Genomic DNA, 15,848 nt, shown 5'->3' with positions numbered 1-15,848 from the left:
TATAACTCCCTTATTGTGTAGTCCTTTTGCGGTCAAGCCTCAGTATTGTAGACAATTTTACAGAACTGTCCTCGCCGTCTTCCGGGTATGCCTCGACGGTGATTCGTATAAGTTGAGCTTCTGCAGGATCGGTAATTATTAGTTCCAGATGGTTTTCAGGGTTAACATTCAGTGGCTCTACTGAAATCTCGATATTTTCTGCTACTACACTGCCGCTGGACTTTAATTGCCCGGTATCACCCGGGGGACAATAGTAGTGATAGTTACAGTTGGTGTCTGGAATGTCCTTGCGGAAATCTATCCCCATGATGGTGCCGCCAGCGTCAGTTACAGGATTGCCGTCATTATCGACTGCTGTAACTATGTCGCCTGTTTCATTCATCTTGAAGGTCTGGTATTTATGCATGAATTCTGTCAGTTTCAGCATGGCGGTTCTGGCTTGAAGGTAAGAATCATGTTCGATGTTGCGGCTGTTCAAGAATTTAAAATTAAAGCCGATGAACTCGTAAAAAATAGTAATGGCGATCCCCAATAAAGCAACTGCCATCGTTATTTCAATAAGAGTGAACCCGCGGTTATTTCGCAGCAACTTTAACATTCCATCACCTGTATCACTGCAACTTGCAGTCATTTACGGAAGGAGGAATAGTGAAAATTGAATTGACCGACCCGGCTGTTTCATCAAATAAACCTAACAAGTAATCGTTGGAGAGTGATGGGTTAAAGGAGGCGACATCTACGGACGAAGCAGGGGGCTGTGGATTGCCGGACTGATCGCAAAGACCGAATTTCAATGTTAGCGATCCGCCGGGGGTCGTGATTGCCCGGAGGTAATATTTATTGGAAGTTGTGAGCGGAACATCTGAATCTACAGGAAAGCCGGGTTGAACTTCACTCCCACCTGGCGTAACTTTTATAAAGTTTAAGAAAACTTTTGGATCTTTTTTGTGCTCCCCGTACATATAATAAACATATTTGTCTGTATCGTAAGACTCACCGTCATAAATTTTAAGCACAATGCCCGTTCCGGAATTTTGAACGGAAGAAAGCTTTTTAAATTCTAAATTCACAGTGAAATCGAAAGTATTAAAGGGCGACTTATAAAAAATATAATTATAATTGATTTTTTCCTTTTTATCTTTCTTTCTACCCTTTCCACCTTCCTCTCCACCTTGACCTGTACCGCCCTTGGATGTTCTGGATATTCCACCTGACGAAATATCCCAATATCCATCATCTTCTTTATAAGGTTTACCATTGGAATATATCCAATTTTCCGGGTTGTACGGGTCGCTGAGGCCGCCGGTACCGGGGTCAGGGGTGGGAACGACACCGGTATCTGGCAACCAGCTAACAAGAACAAAACGGTCAGGATAGCTGCTTTGTTCTTCGCCTTCGGGCCTGACAGTAGCCTTTAATATTTTGCCTAATTCGCCTAATTCGCCGCTGATATCTTCAATATTCATGCCGACAGTATATTTGGGGTGAGAATCGCCGGTCAGCAAGTAACTGTCATAAGTACCGTTTTCGGGGTATTCATCAGGATCTGCTTTAACCAGCTCTGTTATGGCGCGCGCTAGTTCCGCCATGCGCATCTGGTCCAAATTATCGCTGTTGATGCGGCTGTAGCCTCTAATTGCTGAAGCAAAAACAGCCAGCACTATTCCGAACACTGCTAAAGCCATCATTATTTCTACCAGCGTGATACCCCTGTTATTATGCAAAAAATTGCCGGTTACACGCAAAGTATTCTCTCCTCTTTAAAAGGCTAGTAGCGTTTAATATGGCTCACCAAATCCATCATGGGCAGCATAATGGAAATGATAATGGTGCTGACAATGCCGCCAATTACAACCAGCATAAGCGGTTCCACCATGGCCAGGAGCTTGGAGAAACCGGCATCAGATTCTTTTTCATAATAATCGGCCATCTCTTCCAAAATTTGCTCAAGCTCCCCCGTTTGTTCTCCTATGGAGAACATGTGAATAACCAGCGGGTCGAAGTAATTTGCCCTGGCTAAATTGGCGGCCAGGGGTTCTCCTCTCTGCAGCCCGTCGATGGCGTAATCCACGGCGGTTTCCACCAGGGCGTTGTTAACATTTTGTTTTATATACTCCAATCCCTCCAGCAGGGGAAGGCCGCTTTTTATGAGAATGCAGCCGGTCCGGGCAAAACGCATGGTAGCCACATGGCGCAGGGTATTGCCCAGTAGAGGTATACGCGAGATCAACTTATCCCTGTTAAGACGACCTTTGGGGGTGTTGAAGTAAAGTTTCAAAGAAAGCGCCAGCCCCGATAAAGACGCCAAAATTAGTAAAGAATACCTGGTGGTGAAATTCGATACGGCGATTACAATTCTTGTCGACAGCGGCAATTGGCCGCCGCTGGAAATAATCAGGGTTATGAACTGGGGCAGCAGAAAGTTAAAAAAGAAAACGATTAAGCCCACGGCCATTACGGCCATTACCGTGGGATAAACGGAGGCGGACTTAATTTTTTGTTTGATGCGGTGCTCGCGCTCGTAAAAAGCGGACATATTCTGCAGCACTTCGTCCAGGGTACCGCTGGCTTCACCGGTGGCCACCATACCTTTTAAAAGTTTTGGAATCCGGGAAGCGGGGTCGTCCATGGCCTCGGAAATGGTCCGGCCCTTCTGAACTTCCCGGTAAATACGGTTAATTTCCGCCCGCAGGCTTTTTTCGGGGGTTTGCCGGGCCAGCATTTCCAGGCCGTCCAGTATGTTAATCCCGGATCGTACGATGACCGACAGCTGGCGGCAAAAGTGGCTGAGGGCGCGACCGCTTATTTCCCTTTTAAATATCAAGGGGGAACGGGCAAATGTGGAAAACAATCTTTTATTCGGGACTATTTCAACAGGCCATAGCCCCTCGCTCTTAATATTTTGCTTCACAGCCCATATATCATCACCGGTAAGGATTCCGGTTACTATTTTCCCCTGGGAATCAATGGCCCGGTATTTGAACTCCGGCATGTCCATTTCTCCCCTGTCAGATAGTTGTATAGGTAACCCTGAGCATTTCCTCCAGGGTGGTAATGCCCTTTAACACTTTGCGGCGGGCGTCTTCCCATAAAGGGGTCATTCCCTTTTTTACAGCGGTATCCCGCAGCTCTTCGGTGGAGGCCCTTTTATCTATTAGTAAACGGTGTTCCTTGTCCACTTCCATTATTTCAAAAACACCTGTCCGCCCTTTGTAGCCGGTTTGATTACAATAATCGCACCCCACCCCGGCAGCCAGGATCAACGGCGCATCCAGGGGAAGGTGCAAAATGCGTTTTTCCCGCTCCCCGGCCTCAAAACTTTGCCTGCACTCAGGGCAAATCTTGCGTACCAGGCGTTGGGCCACCACCCCGATCAGGGAAGAAGATATAAGATAGGGCTCAACGCCCATATCAACAAGCCTGGCTACTGCCCCGGGAGCGTCGTTGGTGTGCAGTGTGCTCAGTACCAGGTGGCCGGTCAGGGCGGCCCGGGCGGCAATTTCCGCTGTTTCGGAGTCCCGTATTTCCCCCACCATGATAACGTCCGGGTCCTGGCGCAAAAAGGCCCGCAGGCCTGCGGCAAAAGTAAGGCCGGCCCGCACGTTAATTTGGGACTGGTTTATGCCCTTTATATCAACTTCCACCGGGTCTTCCAGGGTAATGATATTCTTTTTATCGTCGTTCAGTTCCACCAGCATGGAGTACAGGGTGGTGGTTTTGCCGCTTCCGGTGGGCCCGGTGACCAGCAATATGCCGTAAGGCTTACTGATAAGGCGGTTGAATTTCTCAACATCGCCCGGGCTCAACCCCAGCTTTTCTTTACCCACCAGGAAACTGGCCCGGTCCAGGATACGCAGGACGATCTTTTCACCGTAGGTGGTGGGCATGGTGGAAACCCGCAGGTCAATATCCCGCCCGTCCACGGTAAACATTATGCGCCCGTCCTGGGGCACCCGCCTTTCGGAAATATTCAGGCCGGCCATGACCTTAACGCGGCTGCAAACCGCCCCGTGGGCGCTGAGGCTGGTATTCAAAACCTCCCGGAGGATACCGTCCACCCGGATGCGAACCCGCATTTGGCCGTGGTCCGGTTCAATATGAACATCACTTGCCCCGTTGCGCACGGCATTTTCCAGAATGGAATTAACCAGGCGCACAATGGGCGCGGCGTTTACGTCCAGGGCCACATCGCCCAGCCCTTCCAGCGCCCCGGCCTGGGACTGCAGGTAATCGTCGGCGGCCTTGGCGGCCGTGACCTGGCCGAACACCATGTCAATACTGGCCATGATATCGTCCCCGCTGGCCAAAAGGGGCTTGACCGGCTTCTGGACCAGGAGGCGCACATCCTGGATGGCCACCTGGTCCAGGGGGTCGCTCATGGCCAGGAGCAGCCGGCCTTTTTCCACCCTGACCGGAATGACAACGTGGCGGCGGGCCAGGTTTTCGGGAATCATCCGGGCCGTTTTGTAATCCACGGCAGTTTGCCTGAGGTTTATGCTTTCAATCCCCAGCTGTTCCTCCAGCACCCTGGTCAGCTCCTGCTGGGTTATATAGCCTTCTTCCAAGAGTATCTGGCCCAGCCGCTTGCCGGTGCCGCGCTGTTTGCCCAGGGCCTCTTGAAGTTGTTCCGGGGTTATAATACCCGCCTGGACGAGCATGTCACCCAGGCGGAGTTTGGGTTTATTCACTGCTACACACCTACCGAAAAAGCAGCTGCCGGGAGTTGCAACAGTAAAATTCGTTAAAATTTAGTTCCCTATTTCTTCCACGAACTTTTCATTGCATTTTTTCCCATTGGCGTCGTAGTAAAAGATTTGGCACTTCAATATACTGTCTTCCTCGAATGCAGCAAATACAACAGAGCCCTTGTAATCCTCCTCATTATTTGGCCAATAAGAGCTGTTATAAGGATTACTACTCGTATTATCGCCACTTCTATAAATAACAGCGGGGGGAGTTGATACACTATCACCCTCGTGTACAGTAACGTCTTTAGAAAATGGATTTTCAATGTCACTGCCCAATTTATCAGCTAGCGCATCCTCAAAATCAGCAATTTCATCGGAGTCATATTTATGAATAAGACTCTGTGCGTGAGCTAAAACCATTCTTTGATTGACTTCAACCCCTGCTTCCTTTGCGGAATCCTTTGCTCCGCCTATCTTCGGTATCAACACCGCCGCCAGTATACTAATTACCGCAATAACCATCATCAACTCTACCAGGGTAAAACCCTTTTTGTTTTTGAGAAGCCTTCTCATAAAAAGAATCACTCCTTTAAAAAGTTTATTTTTTTACCGGGGCAACCTGAGGTCCGCTGCCAGTCAATTGACTGCTTTCCCGCATTGAAAGGGCCTGCACGGGCTCCGCAGAGGCCGCCCCGTTACCACCGGGCTCCCGGGGAGACTTTTCCTCTTCCTGTTTGTAAACCCCGAAAATCTGGTAAGGCCGGCCTTTTCCGTATTCCCCTTCCATAAAGGGATAGTCCAGCGGGTCCGGCTGTACTTCATGGAGAACGTAGAACTCCACGGTCAGGGAACAAGTGCTCTCGGAAGGGCTTTGGGGTTCGAATTCTATCTCCGCTATCCTGTTCCACCTCGGATAATTCTCCACCTCCTCTATAAAGTTATATATATTCACATTTCGGCCCGCCAGTTCCATAGAAACTGTAAAAGTACTGTAATTCTTACCCTTCACCTCCTTCAGTTCGCCAAATTTCACTGTTTCTGCCACAACATAATTTGCTTGCGCCATTTTATAGAAATCCACCAGTATGCCGGGTTCATTTTTTACATTGGGGATTTTTTTATAAATGCTGTGAATTTCCCGCTGGAGTTCTTTACATTCCGCCTCAAGGGCAGGAATGTCATTCCAACCCTCCTTGATTCTAAAATACAATACCTGTTTTTGCCTGTCCAGCTCCGCCTGCAATTTTTTTACTTCATTCCACTGGGGCTCGATGATAAACCTGTAGCAAAGGACAGCGGTAGAGGCCAAAAAGACCAGCACAGCCAGGATTATCTCCCGCTTGCTGGGGGCAGGCAATTTAACAGCATGCAATCCCGGTAGTCTCACTTATGCTTCATCCTTTTTCGGGCGATTATTTTAACTCTTCCCGCAGTTTCCTCAGTTCCCGGATTCTCATTCTTTCTTCATCAACCTTTTTTTCCAGGTCAATATTTTCCTGTTGTGTGTTTTCTTTTTGCACTTCCTTCTTTTCGCTGCCCGCACCCGCGAACTTCAGTTCAAATTTAACCGGCCGGGGTTCTTCTCCAAGGGGGACGTCACCCACGTCGGCCAGCTCCACTTTTTCAAACAATCCAAGCTTCCGCAGCCCCACGAGAACCCGGGCCGTTTCCACGGGATTGCCGGTCACCACTTCAATAATGAAATCTTTTTTATTCTTCACGGCCAGGTATGTAACGTAACAGTCCCTGGGCAAAATGGAATTAATCTGCCTTAATATATCAATAACTTTTAGCTGCCGGGCTTCTATATCCCTTACGGCTGACTCTTTTCTTTTCAGTTCTTCCAGCAGCTTTTGCTTTTTCTCGTAAACAGGCCTGGCCGGTTCCAGCTTGCTTATTTCGCGGTTTACGGAGACAAGCTCGTTTTTGTAATCACAGGCAGCCCGGAAGGGAAGCAGAATTGCCCATCCCAGGGCTGCAAAAAAAAGTATCCCCGCTAAACCATACAGTACGTTTTTCCTTCTTCTTTCCCTTGCTCTGATTACCCGTTCCGGCAGAAAGTTGATATCCTTGTTTATCAAGTGTAAAACCTCGCCTCAAGTACCGAAAGATGCTCCGGAGGATTTTGAGATTCCCTGGTCTGCGGGCACGGCGGCAGAGAGGCGGTAATTACTTTCTCTCATCATCAGCCCTAAAACACCGGCATACAGTGCTGCATGGCTCCGGAAATCAGAGGCCCTGCCCTTAAAACCAAAGGGCCCCGCTTCGGACAGGCCGACGTTAACGGGGATAGGAAAAAACTCTCCTAATGTTTCGTCAATGCCGGGTACCTTCGCCAACTCGCCCAATACAGTAATGTTGTCCACCGTTTTTCCGAAGTTGCGGGACGAGAAATAATCCAGGTAACCGCCCATTTCCCCGGCCAGGGCGGACAAGTTATTTTTATCGCCCGGGCTGACGGCAAAGGGAACGTCCGCATACATAAAAAGTGTTCCGCCCTTGAAAATGGCCAGGCGGGTGCCGTCTTCATCCCCGTCTATTACCAGGATGTCCCGATACGGCATGTGGCCGAACAAGCGGTATAACGTATTGGGCAATATATCAAATGCCACCGGTTTTAGCCCTGCTTTTTCAAGTAACATGGCAAAATGGTCTGCCTGCTTGCGGTTAACTGCCGCCACCATTAGTTCCAGGTATTCCCGGCCGTCTTCCTCCGTTTCGTCCACAACTTTATAATCGAAAGCGTATTCCTCCGGGCTTACGGGAAGGTAGTCGTTAATTTCCAGTTTCATCATACCGGCCAGGTCTCTGGCCGTCATTTTGGGCACCCGCACACTGCGGGTAATGACCCCGGCCTGCCCCAGCCCGGCGATCACCCTGGTAGCCCGCATACCTTTTTCCTTGAGAAATTGTTTTAATTTCCCGGCACCGGCAGTTATATTACTTTTATCCATTTCGGGCTCTACCGGTCCGGGCAGAACAACGGAGCCAAAGCTGTCCACGGTAAAATTCAGGTTGTTATCCACGGGGCGACCTTGAATCACCCGGATGATTTTTCCCCGGAAATCCATAAATAATTTTGACGTAAATTTATTTATCAAGGCCATCGCTGCCACCAAATCTCTGGTAAATCAGTTAGTTATTCACATTTACTTCTTTTTTCGACTGATTTCCTTCTTCAATAGATCAGAAAATCATCTGTTTTTAAATATACCTAAAATTTCCTGGTAAATGCCTGGGGATTTGAAGTTCTGGCTAATACTTCCTCTTTACTTATAATATTATTTTTATAAAGGCGGTACAAGGCCATCTCCAGGGTTTGCATGCCAAACCTGGCCCCTGTTTGAATGTGGGAAACTATTTGATGGGTTTTCCCCTCACGGATAAGGTTGCTTATGGCCGGGGTTACCGTCATTATTTCAACTGCGGCCACCCTGCCGGGCCTGTCCGCCCTTGGAATCAACTGTTGGGCCACGATGCCCTGGAGGGTATCAGCCAGCTGCACTCTTATTTGCTGCTGCTGGTGCGGCGGAAATACGTCTATTATCCGGTCAATTGTTTGGGTGGCACCGGAAGTATGTAAAGTAGCAAGAACAAGATGTCCGGTTTCCGCTGCGGTAATGGCGATACCAATGGTTTCCGGATCCCGCATTTCACCTACCAGGATGACGTCGGGATCTTCTCTCAGGGCCGCCCTTAAGGCACTGGCAAAGGAAGGGGAATCGTTCCCTATTTCCCGCTGGTTAATAATACTTTTTTTATTTGTATGTATAAATTCTATGGGATCTTCTAATGTAATTATATGCCGCCTGTAATTGGAATTTATCACATCAATCATTGACGCCAGGGTGGTAGATTTACCGCTTCCGGTAGGGCCGGTTACCAAAACCAATCCCCAGGACTTTCGGGCCAGCTCAGTTAGAGTTTCCGGCAGGCCCAGTTCCTTGAACGAATATATGCGGGAACTGATAAGCCTGGCAGCCATGGCTACCGTTCCCCGCTGCTTAAATACGTTAACCCGGAAGCGGCCCACATCGGGCAGGGAAAAAGAAAAATCATATTCGCCCGTGCGGATAAATTTTTCATATTGATCTTCGCTCATAATTTCCCGGCAAAATTTCTCCATATCGTACCTGTTTAAAATTTTTCCCGGCCCGGGGTCCAGGTTATATTTCTCCCGCCATTCCGGTGCTCCCAGGGGCAGTAGTTCCCCGTGCAGCCGGAATGCCGGGGGGCTGCCCGCGCTCAGGTGAACATCCGAGGCACCCAGTTTAAAGGCCAGGTTAAAAAGCTCCTTAATTTGCATTCACTGGCTCCTCCCCGGAACAGTAAATTGGTTTAATTGAGTCCCCTATCTCATATGTAACCCTCATCACTTCTTGTATGGTGGTTATTCCTTGTAATGCTTTGCGCATTCCATCTTCTTTCAAAACAACCATACCTTCCGACAGTGCAATACGCTTGATTTCACCTGCCGGGGCCCTTTTTGCAATACAAGTCTTTATTTTTTCCGCAACAGGCAAAATTTCCTGAATACTGATTCTCCCCCGGTAACCGGTATTATTACAGTATTTGCACCCCACACCTCTGTACAACTTTATTTTTTCTTTAGGGTTATCCATAAAGAAAAACTCGGAAGTGCCCGGTAATACATAATAGCTCCGCCTGCAGCGGGAGCAAATTCTGCGTACCAGGCGCTGCGCCACAACCCCCAGAACAGAAGAAGCAACAAGGAAAGGCTCTATTCCCATGTCGATTAAGCGAACCAGTGCTCCGGCAGCATCGGTAGTATGTAGTGTGGAAAGTACCAGGTGTCCGGTAGTAGCAGCCTGTACCGCTATTCGGGCGGTTTCGGCATCTCGAATTTCACCCACCATAATAATGTCGGGGTCCTGTCTCAATATGGAACGGAGACCGGTGGCAAAGGTGAGGCCCGCCTTAACGTTTACTTGTATCTGGTTAATCCCGTCAAGGACGTATTCCACAGGATCTTCAATGGTAACTATATTTTTCGTTGGACTGTTTAGTTCGTTCAAGGTCGCGTAAAGGGTGGTGGTTTTACCGCTTCCGGTGGGCCCGGTGAGCAGTACCATGCCGTATGAACTTCTTATAATGTTATTGAACTGCACCAAATTCTCTTCCTGGAAACCAATTTGGTTAAGATTAAGAATGCCGCTTTTCTTATCCAAAATCCTTATAACAACTTTTTCCCCGAATATTGTGGGCATGGTGGAAACACGCAAATCTATATTCCGATCCCGGTACCGGATCTTTATCCGCCCGTCCTGGGGAACCCTTTTCTCGGCTATATTTAAATCGGCCAATACTTTTACCCGGGATATTATGGCAGTCCGGGATCGTATGGGCAGGTTCATTATATCGCGAAGGATTCCGTCAATGCGATATCGCACCCTCACCCTATCCTCTTGCGACTCAATGTGAATATCACTGGCATTATTTTCAATTCCTTTTACAATTATTGAATTAACCAGCCGGACAACAGGTGCCTCGTTAACATGGTTCTCTTCCGGTTGGTCAATTTGAAGGGTATTGGATTCCACCACTTTAAAATCCCGGAAAGTTTTATCTATGTCGGTTATCCCGTAATATTTCTGGATAAGGTACTCAATTTCTTTTTCAGGCACAACCAGTGGGTCAATTTCGCTGCCCGTAACAAGGCGAAGGTCGTCAATAGCCTCCACATTAAAGGGATCGGCCATAGCCACAATAAGTTTTTTACCTTCTTTTTTAACCGGGATTACCTTGTGCCTTTTAACCAGGTTTTCGGGCAAGGTGACTAAAAGCGCACGTTCGGGTTCATATTTAATTGTACTTTGCCGGGTGCCCAGCTGGGTCTCAAGCATGTCCATTATATCCTTTTCCGTGACAAAGCCCAGGCTGACCAGCGCCTTCCCGAGGCGCTCACCGGTTTTTTGCTGCACCTGGAGGGCCTGTTCCAGCTGCTTTTCGTTAATTAAGCCGCTCTCAATAAGCAGGTCGCCCAGCACTTTTTGGGAACTGCTTTTTTTTGCCACCGGGTTTTCCGCCCTTTCCAAAAGCTTTGCGTAAAAAGTAATCAAAACAGCTTAAAAAATTTGAGCAGATCCTTTTCTGATAAGTTCCTTTTTATTATTACCTGTCCGATCCTTACCGGCAGTACAAAGGTAAGTTTTTCAGACACTACTTTTTTATCGCGGTAAAAACAGCGCACCAGTTCACCGGCCTGTATTTCCGGGGGAATTTCTGTGGGCAGGCCGGCCCGCTGCAGCAGGGATTGAATTCTTTTCCTGCCGGTGCCGTCAAAAATACCCATTTTTTCAGCCAGGCGTGAGGCAGCAGCCATTCCTACGGCCACTGCTTCGCCGTGCCGGTAAACCTTATAGTTGGTAAGAGATTCAAGGGCATGCCCCACTGTGTGGCCGAAATTCAAAATGGCCCGTACACCTTTTTCCGTTTCGTCTTCCTCCACTATGCGGGCCTTAATCCGGCACGATTTTTCCACCGCCACGGCCAGAGCCCGGTAATCCAGCCGGAGCAGGGCCTCCAGGTTGGTCTCCAGCCAGTCAAAGAAATGACTGTCCTTGATAACCCCGTACTTGATGACTTCGGCGAGACCTGCCCTCAATTCCCTGGGCGGTAAAGTCTTTAAAGTATTCAAATCTGCCAGAACAATACATGGCTGGTAGAAGGCCCCGATTATATTTTTCCCCCGGGGGTGATTTACCGCCACTTTGCCCCCTACACTGCTGTCCACCTGGGCCAGTAAGGTAGTGGGAACCTGTACGAAAGGTACTCCCCGCATGTAGGTGGAGGCAACGAACCCGGCAAGGTCGCCTGCTACTCCCCCGCCCAGGGCCATTACGGGGCAGTTCCGGTCAAGTCCTGCCGAAAAGGCTGTATCATAGAGCTTCTCCGCCTCCCGCAGGTTTTTATATTCTTCGCCCTCGGGAACTTCGCTTACGGTAACCGCAAAACCGCGACTTTCCAGGCTTTTGCGCACTACATCACCGTAAAGGCCGTAAACCACAGGGCTTGTTACCAGCAGCACCTTTTTTCCCAGGCCCAGCCGGTCCAGGTATTCCCCCGCTTTTTCAAGAATGCCGCTGCCGATAATAATTTCATAACTGCGCTTTCCCAACTCTACCTTGACACAGTTCATCAAATATACCCTTTCTCTTTTAAAAAATTGATAATTTTATCCACCGTTTCGTCCGGAGTTCCTTCGGCGGTATCAACGGTGAATTCCGCCACATCATAGACCCCATCCCTTTCCTTCATTAGCGCGTAAATGGTTTCCCTGACATTACCCTTTTGAAGCAAGGGGCGTTTTCTTTTATTTTTCACCCTGTTATAAATGACTTCCGGATCGGCGGTAAGGCAAATGAGCACACCGTTTTTCTTCAACAGTTCAACGTTTTCCTTGTCAAGTACCATTCCCCCGCCGGTGGAAATAACCAGATTCTCCTTATCGGCCAGTTTTTTAGCCTGCAATTTTTCCTCGGAGCGAAAGCGGATAGGCCCGTCCTTGCGAAAAATTTCCACAATACTTTTGCCTGTAAGTTCCTCTATGGCAGTATCGGTATCCACGAATTTCCTGTTCAGCCTGGCGGCAAGACGCCGGCCCACGGTGGTCTTGCCGGTGCCCATGAATCCAATGAGCACAATGTTTTTCACAACATCATCCTTCCTGCAAATTGTTAAAATTTTAATATGTGTTCTCTATACTTGTCTACTCTTTCTTTAATTTCTTCCAGGTGGTCCCCGCCGAATTTCTCCAAACACGCCTGGGCCAGTACCTGGGCCACCACTGCCTCTCCCACCACACAGGCGGCAGGTACCGCGCAGACATCGGAACGTTCCACGGATGCTTCCACTGTTTTCTTTGTTTCCAGGTCCACGCTGCGCAGGGGCTTATACAGGGTTGGTATGGGCTTCATGGCGGCACGCAGTACCAGGGGCTCTCCGTTGGACATACCGCCCTCGATGCCCCCTGCCCGGTTGGTTTTACGGTAAAACCCCTTGCCGGGGGCATAAAAAATTTCATCGTGAACTTCAGAGCCGGGTAGGGCCGCGGCCTTAAAGCCCATGCCCACTTCCACCCCTTTTATGGCTTGAATGCTCATAAGTGCCCCGGCCAGCCGCCCGTCAAGTTTCCTGTCCCAGTGTACGTGGCTGCCCAGGCCTGCGGGAAGGCCGTGGACGTGAATCTCGAAAACACCTCCCAGGGAATCTCCTGCTTCCCGGGCCCTGTCAATTTCCTGTTTCATTTGCTCTTCCGCCTCGGGATCCGGACATAACAACTGGGATTTATCCAATGCATCAATAATATTTTTCAATGGCACTTGGGGCCACTTTGTTTCAACATTGCCGATGCGAATGACGGCCCCCAGCAGGCTTATGTCCAGCTCTTCCAGGAGCTTGCGGGCAACGGCCCCTGCAGCTACCCGGGCTGCCGTTTCCCGGGCACTGGAACGTTCCAGCACGTTACGCAGGTCCCTGTGCCGGTATTTTATCCCTCCCGCCAGGTCTGCATGGCCCGGCCTGGGCCGGGTAACCCGCCGCTCTGCAGCGGCTGCGTCCGGTTCGGGGCCCATTATATGCCGCCAGTTTTCCCAGTCCCGGTTTTCCACTTGCAAGGTTACGGGGCTTCCCAGGGTAAAGCCTCCCCTTACGCCGGAGAGTATTTTTACCCGGTCTTTTTCAATGTCCATCCGCCCGCCACGGCCGTAACCGCCCTGGCGGCGGGCCAGTTGAAAATTGATATATTCTTCTGTAACAGGCAAGCCGGCCGGCAGTCCCTCTATTATGGCGGTTAATACGGGGCCGTGGGACTCACCGGCGGTAAAAAATCGCAAAATAATTTTTTACCTCCTTTAACTCTGGTTGTTTGTTGATTATTTCCAGGTCTTTTATAATTTTATACCACGCATCAACTAAATGAAAAGGGCCAGGTACCAGGATATTATTGTATCTCCCCAGAGCGTGGATACTATTCCCCCTGCCGCCAGGAAAGGGCCGAAGGGAATGGCATCTTTAAGGGTTTTACTCCGAATAAAAACCATACCCATTCCGATAATTGAACCAGATAAAAAACTCAGGAAAAGCGTGAGCAGAATATGCTGCCAGCCCAGGTATACACCCATCATCGCGGCCAGCTTGATATCACCGCCCCCCATCCCTCCGCGGGAAGCCAGGGCCACCAGCAGCAATATCCCTCCTCCCAGGGAAAAGCCCAGGAGCCCGTTATACACGGCATTGAGGGAATGAAAGTTGAGAAGTATGCCGGAGAAAAGACCTGCCAGCACTATGCCGTCGGGAATAATGCGGTGATGGATATCTATAACCGATACTGATATAAGGAAAGAAAAGAACACAACGGCACCCACGGCGTCCGGAGAAGGGCCGAACCGCCATGCTGCAGCCACAAAAAGCATACCGGTAAGCAATTCCACAGCGGGGTACTGCAGCGATATACGGGCACCGCAGTAACGGCATTTACCCTTCAGAAAAATATAGCTGAAAAGGGGAACCAGATCCCGGGGGGCAAGCCTGGTACCGCACCGGGGACAGTGGGAGGGCGGGGTGACAATGGACCGGCCTGCAGGGATACGGTAGATACAAACGTTTAAAAAGCTGCCTATTACCGTTCCAAAAACAAAGGATATAAAATAAAAGGCCAGTTGTTGCATATTCTTTTCCCTTTTTTAAAAGTTATTTGATACATTTTAGCAGGACCTTGCGCATCGCGTTCAGAGGGGCCCGCTGTCCTGTCCACAGTTCAAAGGCCAGCGCTCCCTGGTGCAAAAGCATCCCCATGCCATTGGCGGTGGTGCAGCCCCTTTGTCTGAATTTTTCTATAAATGGGGTCTCCGGTGGATTATAAACAAGGTCGTAGGCTACCTGGCCGGGCCGGGCAAGGTGGTACGGAAGGGGCGGCAGTTGTCCGGGCATGCCGTGCATCCCCACCGGGGTGCAGTTTACCACCAGTTCTGCATTTTCAAAAAAATGAGCCAGCTCCCTATCTCCGTCGGGGCGCCCTTCCCCTGGCCATGGCAGTACCACTGTCTGAGTGCCCGTGGAATTTTGAATGCTTCGCGCCAGGAAAGTCGCCCGCTCGCTGCTGCGGTTTAAAATGCCAATGACTGAGGCCCCGGCCAGTGCCAGTTGCATGCCTACAGCCCGGGCCGCGCCGCCGGCACCCACCAGGAGAGCCGCCTTGTTTTCAGCTTTAAAGGAGCAGTCTTCTTTAAGGGAGCGGATAAATCCCGGCCCGTCGGTATTATATCCCGCCAATTCACCTTCCCGGTTGACGACGGTGTTCACCGCCCCGGTCAGTTCCGCCGTTTGGTCCAGACAATCCAGGAACGATAAAGCCTTTTCCTTATGGGGGATGGTTAGATTCACCCCGGCAAGATTCAGCACTTTTATTGCTTTTACAGCCGCTTCCAGGTTGGCCGGTAAAACGTCAAATGCCGTGTATACGTAATTTAATCCAAGGTATGTAAAGGCTGTATTATGCATGACGGGCGAAAAGGAATGTTTAACCGGGTGCCCGAAAAGCGCGCATACCCGTGTCCCCGCGTTTATGCTTTGACCCATGGAGCCACCCCGTTTCAGGTATAATTCAATCTAAAAGTATACACCCTGTTTTCCCGGCGGTCTTCCGCTTAATGTCCATTAATATCAACTTTTCCATGCGCCTGTTGAAAATGCGCGTGGCCCAAAATTCCTTTCCTTTTAAAGGTGCAACCAGAATAGTGAAGAGACCGAGGCGGTTTCCCCCAAGGATGTCGGTAAAAATTTGATCTCCCAGCACCGCTGTATGTTCCGGCCTGGCACCAAGGAGGTTCAGGGCCCGCCCAAAGGCCTGTTTCATGGGCTTTACTGCCCTGCTGACGGTGGGTATATTCAGCGGGCCGGCCAGGGAATTCACCCTTTCCGGGCTGTTATTGGATACAATGGCCAGGGAAAATCCCTGATCCTGCAGGTCCTTAAGCCATTTTTCCACCGCCGGCTCAAATCTCTGGCTGTCCCGGCGCACTATGGTATTATCCAAATCCAGTAAAATAGCTTTTATATCCTTTTTTCGAAGTATTTCAGGATCCAGGTCAAAAAGGGAAGAAAGGTACATTTTGGGATAAAGCCATTTCCGCAATTTAG

At 49.7% G+C, this 15,848-nt stretch carries 16 protein-coding genes; all 16 read right to left on the bottom strand.

Features of this window, described 5'->3' with window-relative positions; translation table 11 throughout:
* Nucleotides 1-10: 10 nt before the first annotated feature.
* On the bottom strand, nt 11-598 hold the full coding sequence (locus tag ACX4JR_RS07820; protein ID WP_476060442.1) for a prepilin-type N-terminal cleavage/methylation domain-containing protein: 588 nt from the start codon (nt 596-598) through the stop codon (nt 11-13).
* A gap of 13 nt (nt 599-611) precedes the next feature.
* A complete protein-coding gene (locus ACX4JR_RS07815; RefSeq protein WP_476060505.1) occupies nt 612-1,724 on the bottom strand; it encodes a type IV pilus modification PilV family protein in 1,113 nt (370 codons plus the stop codon).
* A 44-nt stretch (nt 1,725-1,768) separates the two neighbouring features.
* A complete protein-coding gene (locus tag ACX4JR_RS07810) occupies nt 1,769-2,992 on the bottom strand; it encodes a type II secretion system F family protein (RefSeq protein ID WP_476060441.1) in 1,224 nt (407 codons plus the stop codon).
* Nucleotides 2,993-3,008: 16 nt separating this feature from the next.
* Entirely contained in the window at nt 3,009-4,688 is a 1,680-nt protein-coding gene (locus ACX4JR_RS07805) for a GspE/PulE family protein (protein WP_476060440.1), read from the bottom strand.
* 60 nt (nt 4,689-4,748) lie between these two features.
* Nucleotides 4,749-5,261: a type II secretion system protein gene (locus ACX4JR_RS07800; RefSeq protein WP_476060439.1), complete on the bottom strand. Its 513-nt coding sequence runs from the start codon at nt 5,259-5,261 to the stop codon at nt 4,749-4,751.
* Nucleotides 5,262-5,286: 25 nt separating this feature from the next.
* Entirely contained in the window at nt 5,287-6,075 is a 789-nt protein-coding gene (gene pilO, locus ACX4JR_RS07795) for a type 4a pilus biogenesis protein PilO (protein WP_476060438.1), read from the bottom strand.
* A 25-nt stretch (nt 6,076-6,100) separates the two neighbouring features.
* A complete protein-coding gene (locus tag ACX4JR_RS07790) occupies nt 6,101-6,769 on the bottom strand; it encodes a PilN domain-containing protein (RefSeq protein ID WP_476060437.1) in 669 nt (222 codons plus the stop codon).
* A 15-nt stretch (nt 6,770-6,784) separates the two neighbouring features.
* Nucleotides 6,785-7,759: a type IV pilus biogenesis protein PilM gene (pilM, locus tag ACX4JR_RS07785; RefSeq protein ID WP_476060436.1), complete on the bottom strand. Its 975-nt coding sequence runs from the start codon at nt 7,757-7,759 to the stop codon at nt 6,785-6,787.
* 143 nt (nt 7,760-7,902) lie between these two features.
* A complete protein-coding gene (locus ACX4JR_RS07780) occupies nt 7,903-8,994 on the bottom strand; it encodes a type IV pilus twitching motility protein PilT (RefSeq protein WP_476060435.1) in 1,092 nt (363 codons plus the stop codon).
* Nucleotides 8,984-10,723: a type II secretion system ATPase GspE gene (gene gspE / locus ACX4JR_RS07775; protein WP_476060434.1), complete on the bottom strand. Its 1,740-nt coding sequence runs from the start codon at nt 10,721-10,723 to the stop codon at nt 8,984-8,986. Before gspE ends, ACX4JR_RS07780 begins: the two co-directional genes overlap by 11 nt.
* Before the next feature lie 41 nt (nt 10,724-10,764).
* Complete coding sequence (gene aroB, locus ACX4JR_RS07770) at nt 10,765-11,847, bottom strand: 3-dehydroquinate synthase (protein ID WP_476060433.1); 1,083 nt, start codon at nt 11,845-11,847, stop codon at nt 10,765-10,767.
* Entirely contained in the window at nt 11,847-12,362 is a 516-nt protein-coding gene (locus ACX4JR_RS07765) for a shikimate kinase (protein WP_476060432.1), read from the bottom strand. Before ACX4JR_RS07765 ends, aroB begins: the two co-directional genes overlap by 1 nt.
* A 23-nt stretch (nt 12,363-12,385) precedes the next feature.
* Entirely contained in the window at nt 12,386-13,546 is a 1,161-nt protein-coding gene (gene aroC / locus ACX4JR_RS07760; RefSeq protein ID WP_476060504.1) for a chorismate synthase, read from the bottom strand.
* Nucleotides 13,547-13,621: 75 nt separating this feature from the next.
* A complete protein-coding gene (locus ACX4JR_RS07755; protein ID WP_476060431.1) occupies nt 13,622-14,377 on the bottom strand; it encodes a prepilin peptidase in 756 nt (251 codons plus the stop codon).
* A 22-nt stretch (nt 14,378-14,399) separates the two neighbouring features.
* The gene (aroE, locus tag ACX4JR_RS07750; RefSeq protein WP_476060430.1) at nt 14,400-15,287 is read right to left on the bottom strand and encodes a shikimate dehydrogenase; all 888 of its coding nucleotides are present in this window, start codon (nt 15,285-15,287) and stop codon (nt 14,400-14,402) included.
* A gap of 25 nt (nt 15,288-15,312) precedes the next feature.
* Nucleotides 15,313-15,843 carry a YqeG family HAD IIIA-type phosphatase gene (locus tag ACX4JR_RS07745; protein ID WP_476060429.1) on the bottom strand — a complete coding sequence of 177 codons (531 nt, stop codon included), beginning with the start codon at nt 15,841-15,843 and terminating at the stop codon, nt 15,313-15,315.
* Nucleotides 15,844-15,848 lie beyond the last annotated feature (5 nt).

This window comes from Desulfofundulus sp. JL263-se (assembly GCF_056316025.1).
Note: the sequence above shows the minus strand (reverse complement) of the source record. Positions and strands in the feature narration are given on the sequence as shown.